This is a genomic window from uncultured Limimaricola sp., assembly GCF_964022235.1.
Lineage (GTDB): Bacteria > Pseudomonadota > Alphaproteobacteria > Rhodobacterales > Rhodobacteraceae > Limimaricola.
On sequence record NZ_CAXHZL010000004.1, the window covers coordinates 77,093 to 88,417 of the forward strand.

The following is an 11,325-nucleotide window of genomic DNA, read 5'->3' on the forward strand; positions in this document are numbered from 1 at the left end:
GGCGGTTCAGTCCTTGCCGCGGTAAGGCTCGACGTATTGCAGGGCCATGTCCCAAGGAAAGAAGATCCAGGTGTCCTGGCTCACTTCGGTGACATAGGTGTCGACCTGTGCGTTGCCCATGGGCTTGGCGTAGACGGTGGCGAAATGCGCCTTGGGATAGAGTTTGCGCACCAGCTCCAGCGTGCGGCCGGTGTCGACGAGATCGTCGACCACCAGAATCCCGGTGCCGTCCCCCATGATCTCGGCGTCGGGGGACTTGAGCACCTTGGCGCCCGACTGGTCCTGATGCTCGTAGGATTTGACCGAGATCGTGTCGACGGTGCGGATGCCCAGCTCGCGCGCGACGATCATCGCGGGCGCCATGCCGCCACGGGTGATCCCGACCACCGCCTTCCAGGCGCCTTCGGCCTCGGGGCCGCGCCCGTCGAGCCGCCAGGCGAGCGCGCGGGAATCGCGATGCAGCTGGTCCCAGGAGACGTGGAAGCCTTTTTCATGCGGCAGTCGGTCGGTCATCGGTTCAGCCTCTCGTGATGTCGGGCGCGTCGGGATTCTTCATGCCGATCACGTGATAACCGGCGTCGACATGGTGAACCTCGCCGGTAACCGCGCGGCCCAGATCCGACAAGAGGTAGAGGGCGGAATTTCCGACCTCGTCCTGGGTGACCGTGCGGCGCAGCGGCGAATTGTACTCGTTCCACTTCATGATATAGCGGAAATCGCCGATGCCGGAGGCGGCCAGCGTCTTGATCGTGCCGGCGGAGATCGCGTTGACGCGGATCGCGTCGCGGCCCAGATCCTCGGCGAGGTAGCGCACGCTCGCCTCGAGCGCCGCCTTGGCCACGCCCATGACGTTGTAATGCGGCATGACCTTCTCGGCGCCATAATAGGTGAGCGTCAGGCAGGAGCCGCCTTCGGTCATCATCGGTGCCGCGCGCTTGACCACCGAGGTGAAGGACCACACCGAGATGTCCATCGACATCAGGAAATTGTTCTTCGAGGTGTCGACATAACGGCCGCGCAGCTCGGATTTGTCGGAAAAGCCGATGGCATGGACGATGAAGTCGAGTTTGCCCCATTTTTCCTGCAGCGCGGTGAACAGCGCGTCGATGCTGTCCTCGTCGCCCACGTCACAGGGCAGCACGATGTCCGAGCCCAGTTCGGCCGCCAAAGGATCGACCCGCTTTTTCAGCGCGTCGCCCTGATAGGAGAAAGCCAGTTCGGCACCCGCGCCGGCACAAGCCTTGGCGATGCCCCAGGCAATCGACTTGTCGTTGGCGAGCCCCATGATGAGTCCGCGTTTTCCCGCCATCAACTGCGATGTCATGAATATTCCTCTTGCCGATCCGGCGCCGTTTCGATCCGGTGTAGGCGATCGGTCGATAGGCATCAAGACTGTGGTCTACGTCACGTCACCGCTGGTCCAGACGATCAGGTAGCGCAAAAGATGACTTATAAGGTACAATGACAGCGTACGAGTGAGTGAGATGGTATGATGGATGACCGCCAAGGTATCTTTGCGGGTGACGATCCATTCGGAATTGCAAGGCGCTGGCTCGGCGAGGCCGAGGCCCAGGAGCCATCCGATCCGAATGCAGCGGCGCTCGCCACGGTTGACGACGACGGCTTGCCGGACGTGCGGATCGTGTTGGTCAAAGATATCGAGGACGAGGGTTTTCTCTTCTTCACCAATTACGAAAGCGCCAAGGCGCGCCAGATCGCAACGGGCGGCAAGGCCGCGCTGGTGCTGCACTGGAAATCGCTACGCCGCCAGATCCGCGTGCGCGGGGTGGTGGAGCGCGAGGACGGGGCAAAGGCAGACGCCTATTACCGAAGCCGTGCCCTTGAGAGCCGGATCGGGGCCTGGGCCTCACCGCAGAGCCGACCGATTGCCTCGCGCGCCGCGCTCGAGGCCGAAGTCGCGCGGCTCGAGGCGGAACTCGGCCCTGATCCCGCGCGCCCGCCATTTTGGGGTGGTTTTCGCATTCGGCCAATTGAGATGGAATTCTGGGCCGACGGTGCCCACCGGCTTCACGATCGCTACAAATGGACGAGACCGGGGCCTTCGGGGTCGTTCAATGTGCTACGGTTGGGTCCCTAATTTCATGCCAGATGAAATTCGGTGCTTGTAGTGAAATCCTGACTGTGCTGCACAGGCACCAAAAGATGATCGGCTCGACCGACGACCGCTGGAGGCGGAGATGAACGAGATGCTGGATAAGCAGGCGGAAGACCGCTTCGAGCTCGAGGGCCACGTGAAGTGGTTCGATCCGGCAAAAGGATTCGGCTTCATCGTGCCTGATGAAGGTGGCGCGGATATTTTGCTGCATGCAAATGTACTGCGCAATTACGGGCAAAACTCGGTCGCCGATGGCGCCCGAATCCGCATTCTGGCGCAGCGCACGGAACGTGGCACGCAGGCCGTGGCGATCCTGACGCTGGATCCGCCGCCGACGGCCTCGGCGGTGCCACTTGCCGATTTCGCGGAATTCGATCCCGAGTATCTCGCCAGCCGCCCGCTGGAGCCTGCGCGGATCAAGTGGTTCGACAAGGCCAAGGGCTTTGGCTTTGCGAACCAGTTCGGCGCGCCAGACGATATATTCCTGCATGTCGAAGTCCTGCGCAGCTCGGGGCTGTCGGATCTCGAACCGGGCGAGGCGGTGGCGTTACGGGTGATTCAGGGACGTCGGGGGCGCATGGCCACCGAGATTCTGCCATGGGACGCGGCAGTGCGTGTGGCGCAGGCCAAGACGGACGAGAACGACCATCCCGATGCGGACCGGGGCAGCGACGACGGCGCGACCGAATGAAGGCCGTGGCCCTGACGGCACTGCTGCTGGGCCTACCCGTCGCGGGCTTGGCCGCCGATTGCACGCCGGACCGCATCACCGTGCGCGGAGACTGGGGGCAGGCGGGGTTTGCGGTCGAGGTTGCCGACGATCCGTCCGAGCGCGCCCAAGGCCTCATGAACCGGGCCGAGATGCCACGGATGGCGGGCATGCTCTTTGTCTATGATGCACCCCAAGCGGTGTCTTTCTGGATGCGCAACACGCTGATCCCGCTCGACATGATCTTTGCCAGCGCCGATGGCACGATCCAGAGCATCCACGCTCGCGCAAAGCCGCTCGACGAGACGCCGATACCGGGCGGGATGGATATTCAATACGTGCTCGAGATCAACGGCGGCATGGCGGCCCGTCTCGGCATCGCCGAGGGCGACACGCTGCGCCATCCCGCGATCGGCTCCGACGAAGTTCCTGCCGCCGATCCCTGCGACTGATCCTAAAACCGGCACGCAGACGCTTGCACCCCGGCGCGGAGCGGCCTAGAAGGGCGGCGGTTCGGGGCGTAGCGCAGCCTGGTAGCGCATCTGTTTTGGGAACAGAGGGTCGCAGGTTCGAATCCTGCCGCCCCGACCAGATTTCTCCCTTTCGATGATGAGTGCACCCGCTCCCCTGAGGGGAACGAGCGTGGTCGACTGCGACCCTGCGCTGTCGTCAAGATCGGCCCTGCGAATCCTCTCCCGACGTCAGTTGACCCGGTGCGTCGGTCAATCCCCCCTAACCGAGCCCATCCGCCGGCGCATGGCGGATCCACCGCTGCAATCCTGACCAGCCCCTCGGTTGGGGCGGTAAAACGGCCTGTGGCAGTGCCGACACGCTCCGACGTGGACAACTTTGCCCGCTGCGCCAAGCCCCCTGTGGACAAGTCGGATGCCCCTTGGTCAAGGCGACCGTTCTGCGTCGTCCCGCAGGCTGAAAACCCTCCCCTGCAAGGGCCTTGGGCTCGGCCGGACAGGTTGCATAAGCCTGTGGAAAACCCTGTGGGGGAAACGCGAACTGCGGTGGGCAAAAAACGCTTCGATCCGGGCGGCTTCGGGATTCGACGGTGGCCCCGTCTTGGCGCGTTGACCGTGCCCGCCATGCTGCACAGGGTCGTGCGACTTGCGGGGGGCCAAAGGCGTCCCGCTCTTGATCCGACACGGGAACGCGGCATGCAGATCGAACGAGGCTACACCACCGCAGGGCGCGATCCGCTGGCCGGTCTGGCGATGCGCCGGGTGGAGCTGTCGGACGGTCGTCGCGTGCAGGTGCCTCAAGACTGGACCCAGCGCGCCGCCCAAGGTCTTTGCGTTCAGATGACGGGCGATGACGGTGCGTTGGACCTGCGCCGCGCCGCGGACCAGCTGGCGGTGCGTCTTCGGGCGCGGGCCGACGCGCAGGGGCGCATCTCCGATCCGGCCGATGCGGCGATCTGGGCCGACGAGATGCGTTACATGATCGCCCGACGGATCGCGGTCGTCGCCCCCGAGATGTGGTCGGGCCACGCGCGCTCGCCCCAGACGGCTTCGCTGCCGCTTGCGGTCGAGATGGCCGCCGTGCTCCCGCAGGACATGTCGCGTTTGTCGCAGGCCGCACGGTACGGCGCGCCGCTCGAGTTGCGCTTCGGTGCCGCCCCCGTCACGCCGCGCGTGGTGCTTGATCTGGGTCGTTTCGTCGAGGACGGCACGGTGGCCATCGAGGCGCTGGTCCGGGCGGTGCGGGTCTGGACGCTGGCCCTTGCGGTCGATGCGGGGCAGGGGGCCATCGGGCTGGCCGGCATGGGCGGCGCGCTGATGCGGCTGGGCCTTGGCCCCACCACGCGAGAGGGCCGGGTCATGGCCGCGGCCATGGCCGCGCTTGTCGAAGCCGCGCGACTGGCGGCGGCGGATGAGCTGGGATTGAGCTTTGACGCCGCAGCAGGGGCCGCCGGTCTGGCACAACTGCGCGCGAGGCCCGATGCCTCCTGTGCGGCACTGCTGCTGTCGCGGGCATCGGCGCTGCGCGAGGGCCTTGTCGGCAGGTCGGATGGCCCCCGGGCCCCGCGCCTCGTCATCGCACCTTTGGGCGACGCGGCGGCGATCCTGGGCACGGGGGCGGACCCGTTCGCACCGCTTACGACGCAGATGATCGACACCGAAACCCCCACCGGTCATCGCCGCGTGGCCGCGCCCGAACTGGTCGCGGGCCTCGTGGCGCAGGGCCACGGCCCCGACCGGATCGCGGCGCTGCTGCGACACGTGGTGGGCCATGGTAGCCTCGCGGCGGCCCCGGGGATCGACCACGCGACCTTGCGCGCCTGCGGGCTCGACGCCACCCAGATCGCCCGGATCGAAGCGGCGCTGCCGGAGGCACGCGATCTGCGCGCGGTGATCACGCCTTGGCGTCTGGGCCGGGCGTTCTGCGCCGATCATCTCGGTCTCGCGCCTGAAAAGGTCTCCGGCCACGGCATGGAGTTGCTGGAGCGCCTGGGCTTCTCGCCCGCGCAGATCGAGGGGGCGAACCGGCATGTGTTCGGCCACGGGAGCCTTCGGGGCGCGCGCGGGATCGACGCGGCGCAGGCCGCCGTTTTCGACGCTCCGGCGCAGGAGACGGACCTGCGCGCGCGGCTTGCCATGGCGGGGGAGGTGTCGGCGATGATCGAGGGGCCGGTGACGGCGCTGTTGCCGCTGGGCGAGGCCGTGCCTGTGGCGCGCGTCGCCCGTGCGATCCGCGCCGCGCGTCGCGCAGGTCTGGCCGCTCTCGTGACTTCGATCGATACCGCCGACAGCCCGCCGCTTGCGGCGCGACTGCGCGAGATCCTGGCGATGCTGCCGTCGGGCATCCGGCCCGGCACCACCCCCGCCGAAGTGCTCGAGATTCTGGATGCGGCCGGGCGTAGCCGCCCCGAGGCCCGCCGCCATGCCCGCGCGCTGCGCGAGCGGCTTTTGTCGGATCCGCTGCCGCAGGGCCGGACCCCGCGTCGTATCGCCGGGATTGCCGAGCCCGAGCGCCCACAGCCCCAGTCCGGACGCGACTGACCGTCCCTGCACGGAACGACTCTGCACGGAACGACCACGCATCGACCGGGTTGCTGACCTGAGTGAGCAAACCGGGAGACGGGCCATGGGTCGTGAGTCGCACGCGGTCGAGGACATCCTCGATCGGTTGGAGCAGGAAGGCCGCGACGACGACCGCGCCACGGTCGGCGACGTCACCGACGCGCTGGGGGATCGTGGCTTCGGCCCGTTTCTTTTCGTGCCCGCGCTGATCGAGATCTCGCCCATCGGCGGCATTCCCGGCATCCCGACGCTGCTGGCGCTGATCATCGCGCTGTTCGCGATCCAGATCGTCATGGGCCGCGACGAAATGTGGCTGCCGGGGTTTCTCGAAAACCGCTCGGTCTCGGGCGACAAGCTTGCCAAGTCCGCCGACAAGCTGCGCGGCATCGGCCGCTGGCTCGACCGCTGGTTTCACGGGCGGCTCCGCGCCTTGACCGGTCCGAAGGTGTCGCGCATCGCCGGGGTCGTGGTGGTGCTGTTGTGCCTGACCGTGCCGCCGCTGGAGCTTTTGCCCTTTGCCTCCACTGCACCCATGGCCGCCATCGCGGCGATCGGTTTGGCGATGACGCTGCGCGACGGGCTTCTGATGGCCTTGGGCTTCGTGTTGAGCGTCGTGGCGCTGGGCGTCGGGCTGGGTATGTTGGGCGGCTGAACGCGCCCCCGTCGGACTTGCGAAGGGCTGGCGCATTTCGTGCGTACGCGGCATGGTCGCGGCGCCCGCAACGCCCGGAGACGACGAAATGACGATCATGCGCAAGGGACCCGACGCCTTTCATTCCCTGCACCGCCACGGCTTTGTCCGCGTCGCCACCGCGACGCCGCGTGTGCGGCCCGCAGATGTGTCGTTCAACCGCGACGCTGTGATCGCCGAGGCCCGGCGCGCGCATGACGCCAAGGCGGATCTCGTGGTGTTCCCCGAGCTTTGCGTCTCCTCCTACGCCATCGACGACCTGCATCTTCAGACCGCGCTCATGGACGCCGTGGAGGCGGCGGTGGGGCGGATCGTGGAGGAGAGCGCCGCTTTGGCCCCGGTGCTGCTGATCGGCGCGCCGCTGCGGCACGAAGGGCGGCTCTATAACTGCGCCGTGGCGATCTCGCGCGGGCGCATTCTGGGCATCGTCCCGAAAAGCTTCCTGCCCAACTACCGCGAGTTCTATGAAAAGCGCTGGTTCGCCGAAGGGCGCGGCGTCACGGGGCGGATGCTGCGGATCGCGGGGCAGGAGGTGCCGTTCGGCACCGATTTGATCTTCGAGGCCGAGGATCTTCCGGGCCTCATATTTCACACCGAGATTTGCGAGGATTTCTGGGCCCCCGTGCCGCCGTCGAGCGCGGCGGCCACCGAAGGCGCGCTGATCCTCACCAACCTTTCGGCGTCGAACATCGTCATCGGCAAATCCGACGACCGCCATGTGCTGTGCCGCAGCCATGGCATGCGCAGCTTTGCCGCCTATGCCTATTCCGCCGCAGGGCCGGGCGAGAGCACCACCGACCTTGCATGGGACGGGCAGGGCGCGATCTACGAGATGGGCGACCTGCTGGCGCAATCGACGCGCTTCGATCTGGAGCCAGAGCTGTGCATGGCCGATGTCGACACGCAGCGGCTCTTGAACGAGCGGCTGCGCACCGGCACCTACAACGACGCAGGAAAAGGGCAGGCCCCGGTCTTTCGGCGCATCCGGTTCGAACACCAGCCGCATTTCGAGGACGCCGGGCTTTTGCGCCCGATCCGCCGCTTTCCCTATGTCCCGAACCGCGAAAGCCACCTCGATCTCGACTGCTACGAGGCGTTCAACATTCAGGTGGAGGGCCTGCGCCGCCGCTTCGAGGCGGTGGGCGGTGGCAAGCTGGTGATCGGCATCTCGGGCGGGCTCGACAGCACCCATGCTTTGATCGTCGCGGCCAAGTGCTGTGACAAGATGGGCCTGCCGCGCGACACGATCCTCGGCTACACCATGCCGGGCTTTGCCACCGGCGACGCCACCAAGTCCAACGCCTGGAAGCTGATGCGCGCCATGGGCATTTCGGCAGCCGAAATCGACATCCGCCCCGCCGCGAGGCAGATGCTCAAGGACATGGGCCACCCCTTTGCCGATGGCGAGCCGGTCTATGACGTGACCTTCGAGAACGTGCAGGCAGGACTGCGCACCGATTACCTGTTCCGGCTGGCGAACCAGAACCGGGGCATCGTCGTCGGCACCGGCGATCTGAGCGAGCTGGCGCTGGGCTGGTGCACCTACGGCGTCGGCGACCAGATGAGCCATTACGCCGTCAACGCGGGCGTGCCCAAGACGCTGATCCAGTATCTCATTCGCTGGTCCGTCACGTCGCAACAGTTCGACCCGGCCACCGACGCCATCCTGACCGCGATCCTCGACACCGAGATATCGCCCGAACTGGTGCCCGCCGATGCGGCGGGGGGGCTGCAATCCACCGAGGAAAAGATCGGACCCTACGCGCTCAACGACTTCTTTTTGTTCCACATCATGCGCTACGGGCTGCCACCATCCAAGGTGGCGTTCCTGTGCTGGCACGCGTGGCACGACGCCGAGGCGGGCCTCTGGCCGATCGGGTTCCCGCAAGACAAGCGCAAGCAATACGACCTCGCCGAGATCCGGCATTGGCTCGAGCACTTTCTCAAGCGGTTCTTCGGGTTTTCGCAGTTCAAACGCTCTGCCCTGCCCAACGGGCCCAAGGTCTCGGCGGGTGGCGCGCTATCCCCACGCGGCGACTGGCGCGCGCCGTCGGATTCCTCTGCCGCCGTCTGGGTCGATGAGCTGCACGAAAACGTGCCCGAAGGCTGATCTTTTCCGTCCGGCCGAGATGCGCTAGAGGGGATCGCCCGGAATGGTCCGGGCGCCGGTCGCAGCCTACCCGGTCAAAACAAGGACGGATCAAATGAAAACCTATGTCATCTGCTCGGGCGGGCTCGATAGCGTGTCGCTCGCCCACAAGGTCGCCGCCGAGAACGAACTCGCGGGCCTCATCTCCTTCGACTACGGACAGCGCCACTCCAAGGAGCTGGACTTTGCCCGCGCCGCCGCCACGCGGCTCGGCGTGCCGTTCCACCTGATCGACATGCGCTCGATCGGCGCGCATCTGACCGGATCGGCTCTCACCGACGATGTCGATGTGCCGGACGGGCATTATGCCGAAGAGACGATGAAATCGACCGTGGTGCCGAACCGCAACGCGATCATGCTCGCCGTGGCCTTCGGCCTCGCGGCGGCGCAGAAGGCCGACGCAGTGGCGACGGCCGTGCATGGTGGCGATCACTTCATCTACCCCGATTGCCGCCCGGCCTTCACCGAAGCTTTCGATGCGATGCAGCGTCAGGCGCTCGACGGCTATGCCGACGTCCGGCTCTACACGCCTTTCGTGCACGAGCCGAAATCGGCCATCGTCACGGAAGGCGCGCGGTACGATACGCCGTTCGCCGAAACATGGTCGTGCTACAAGGGCGGCGAGACGCATTGCGGCCGCTGCGGCACCTGTGTCGAGCGGCGCGAGGCGTTCCACCTTGCGGGCGTCACGGACCCGACGGTCTATGCCGACCCCGACTTCTGGCTTGAGGCCGTCGCGCGGGGGGCGAAGTGATGTACACGATCACCAAGGAATTCCACTTCTCCGCCAGCCACCAGCTCTGCGGCCTGCCGGGCGACCACCCCTGCGCGCGGCTGCACGGGCACAACTACATCGCCGAGGTCGAGCTTCGGGCAGAGGCGCTCGACGAGAACGGCTTCGTGCTCGACTACCGCGCGCTCGACCCGCTCAAGCGTTGGATCGACGATACGCTCGACCACCGCCACCTCAACGAGGTGTTCGGACATGACGGCGTGACCTCCGAGGTTCTGGCCAAGGCGATCTTCGATTGGGCGCGCGCGCGCTGGGAACAGGTCAGCGCCGTCCGCATCTCCGAGACGCCAAAGACATGGGCGGAATACCGGCCCCGAGGCGCGGCATGAGCACGCTGCGCGTCTCAGAGATCTTCGGCCCGACGATCCAGGGCGAGGGCGCTCTGATCGGGCAGGCGACGGTCTTCGTGCGGCTGGGCGGCTGCGACTACCGCTGCTCGTGGTGCGACAGCCTGCACTCGGTCGACAGCGAGTACCGCCACACCTGGACGCCGATGCAAACCGATGAGGTCTGGGCACGGGTGGTGGAGCTGTCCGGCGGGCGGCCCCTCACCGTGACCGTCTCGGGCGGCAACCCGGCAATTCAGGACTGCGGCCCGCTGATCGAGCGCGGCCGCGCGCTTGGCTACCGTTTCGCGCTCGAGACCCAAGGCTCGGTCGCGCGCGACTGGTTCTCGCGGTTGGAGCCCTTGGTGCTTTCCCCCAAACCCCCATCGTCCGGCGAGACGCCCGATTGGGACCGCTTCGACGACTGCCTCAGGGCTGCGGGCGAGGCCGAGGCGATCCTGAAGATCGTGGTCTTCGACGAGACCGATTACCTCTGGGCCCGCGACGTGGCCGCGCGCTACCCGCAGCTCCCGGTCTATCTGCAGCCCGGCAACCACACCCCGCCGCCGCCCGAGGCCGAGGATGCCGAGATCGACATGGAGGGCATCACCGACCGCATGGACTGGGTGGTGAGCCGGACGCTCGCCGATGGCTGGTTCGAGGCACGCGTGCTGCCGCAGCTGCACGTGCTGATCTGGGGCAACAAGCGCGGCGTCTAGACCGCGAGGCTGTGCCGGGCCCTGATGAAGCCGCTTAGAAACGCGGCTTCGGCGAGAAGCTTGACGCTCTCCTCCAAGATCTCGCCCAGATCATGCGCGAGATCGGGCCGGGCGGCGGAAAAGCCCGAGAACAGCACCCATGACGCGTCGTTGAGCAGCGCGTCGATCGCCACCTGCAGCACCAGCAGCGCCGCGCCGGTAGCAAGCCAGCCCAGCATCTGGGGAAAGCGCCGCAGCTCGGAGCGGCAAGCCCACATGACGCCCGCGCCGATGAGGCCGTAGGCAAGGATGATCAGATCGTCCAACCGGTCGGTGAGCGGGGTTTCCTCGATCCCGGCCAGTCGGTGCAGCAGCCGGTCGAGGTTCTCGTGAATCTGTGCAAGATCGTCGAGCGCCAGCCAGACAAAGCCCAGCCCGATCGCCAGCCAGACGATGCGCGGATCGCGCCATGACCATCCCGCGCCTTCGCGGCGCAGCCGGCCGATGCGCAGGCTCGTCGCCGCTGTCAGCGCCAGAAGTGCTGCGGAGGTATAGGTGACGATGCCACTTTCGCGGAACTGGTGATCAAGATCCTGCAGAGCGATGCCGGTGGCTATGGCCAGCACGAGAGCCAGCCCGGCTGTGATGAAGGCATGGATGGGTCGTATCCGGTCCAGCATGATTGTTCGGCCCTTTCAGAGAGATGGTGGGCCCGTTTGTCCCGACCGGCGGTGTTTTTCACGTAAGCCGCGCCTTTAACGGCATGGGGAGGTTGACCGCAACGCCGCGCGCGCTCTCATTGTCGTGACCC

At 66.6% G+C, this 11,325-nt stretch carries 12 protein-coding genes and 1 tRNA gene; 10 read left to right on the forward strand and 3 right to left on the reverse strand.

All coding sequences use genetic code 11. From position 1 onward, the window contains the following. Positions 1-6: 6 nt before the first annotated feature. Both gpt and fabI read right to left on the reverse strand, forming a co-directional pair. Positions 7-513: a xanthine phosphoribosyltransferase gene (gene gpt / locus AADJ02_RS07090; protein WP_341212297.1), complete on the reverse strand. Its 507-nt coding sequence runs from the start codon at positions 511-513 to the stop codon at positions 7-9. A 4-nt stretch (positions 514-517) separates the two neighbouring features. Further along, positions 518-1,324 carry an enoyl-ACP reductase FabI gene (gene fabI / locus AADJ02_RS07095; protein WP_341212298.1) on the reverse strand — a complete coding sequence of 269 codons (807 nt, stop codon included), beginning with the start codon at positions 1,322-1,324 and terminating at the stop codon, positions 518-520. A gap of 168 nt (positions 1,325-1,492) precedes the next feature. Between fabI and pdxH the strand changes: the two genes are divergently transcribed. The 10 genes from pdxH (at position 1,493) to queE (ending at position 10,535) form a co-directional block, all read left to right on the forward strand. After that, the gene (pdxH, locus tag AADJ02_RS07100; RefSeq protein WP_341212299.1) at positions 1,493-2,098 is read left to right on the forward strand and encodes a pyridoxamine 5'-phosphate oxidase; all 606 of its coding nucleotides are present in this window, start codon (positions 1,493-1,495) and stop codon (positions 2,096-2,098) included. Between the two features lie 100 nt (positions 2,099-2,198). Further along, the gene (locus AADJ02_RS07105) at positions 2,199-2,807 is read left to right on the forward strand and encodes a cold shock domain-containing protein (protein ID WP_341212300.1); all 609 of its coding nucleotides are present in this window, start codon (positions 2,199-2,201) and stop codon (positions 2,805-2,807) included. After that, the gene (locus tag AADJ02_RS07110; protein WP_341212301.1) at positions 2,804-3,277 is read left to right on the forward strand and encodes a DUF192 domain-containing protein; all 474 of its coding nucleotides are present in this window, start codon (positions 2,804-2,806) and stop codon (positions 3,275-3,277) included. The genes AADJ02_RS07105 and AADJ02_RS07110 overlap by 4 nt, the downstream gene beginning before the upstream one ends. A 62-nt stretch (positions 3,278-3,339) precedes the next feature. Continuing rightward, a tRNA-Pro gene (locus AADJ02_RS07115) sits at positions 3,340-3,416 on the forward strand. A gap of 575 nt (positions 3,417-3,991) precedes the next feature. Continuing rightward, positions 3,992-5,836 carry a hypothetical protein gene (locus AADJ02_RS07120; protein WP_341212302.1) on the forward strand — a complete coding sequence of 615 codons (1,845 nt, stop codon included), beginning with the start codon at positions 3,992-3,994 and terminating at the stop codon, positions 5,834-5,836. Between the two features lie 85 nt (positions 5,837-5,921). Beyond that, complete coding sequence (locus AADJ02_RS07125) at positions 5,922-6,509, forward strand: exopolysaccharide biosynthesis protein (RefSeq protein ID WP_341212303.1); 588 nt, start codon at positions 5,922-5,924, stop codon at positions 6,507-6,509. An 88-nt stretch (positions 6,510-6,597) separates the two neighbouring features. Continuing rightward, positions 6,598-8,658, forward strand: coding sequence for an NAD(+) synthase (locus AADJ02_RS07130; RefSeq protein WP_341212304.1), 2,061 nt, complete (start codon positions 6,598-6,600; stop codon positions 8,656-8,658). 94 nt (positions 8,659-8,752) lie between these two features. Next, positions 8,753-9,451 (forward strand): 7-cyano-7-deazaguanine synthase QueC, encoded by a 699-nt coding sequence (gene queC, locus AADJ02_RS07135; protein WP_341212305.1) that lies wholly within the window; start codon positions 8,753-8,755, stop codon positions 9,449-9,451. Continuing rightward, a complete protein-coding gene (locus AADJ02_RS07140; RefSeq protein WP_341212306.1) occupies positions 9,451-9,819 on the forward strand; it encodes a 6-carboxytetrahydropterin synthase in 369 nt (122 codons plus the stop codon). Before queC ends, AADJ02_RS07140 begins: the two co-directional genes overlap by 1 nt. Next, positions 9,816-10,535 carry a 7-carboxy-7-deazaguanine synthase QueE gene (queE, locus tag AADJ02_RS07145; RefSeq protein ID WP_341212307.1) on the forward strand — a complete coding sequence of 240 codons (720 nt, stop codon included), beginning with the start codon at positions 9,816-9,818 and terminating at the stop codon, positions 10,533-10,535. Before AADJ02_RS07140 ends, queE begins: the two co-directional genes overlap by 4 nt. Here the strand turns inward: queE and AADJ02_RS07150 are convergent. Next, the gene (locus AADJ02_RS07150) at positions 10,532-11,194 is read right to left on the reverse strand and encodes a hypothetical protein (RefSeq protein WP_341212308.1); all 663 of its coding nucleotides are present in this window, start codon (positions 11,192-11,194) and stop codon (positions 10,532-10,534) included. The genes queE and AADJ02_RS07150 overlap by 4 nt on opposite strands. Positions 11,195-11,325: the final 131 nt, after the last annotated feature.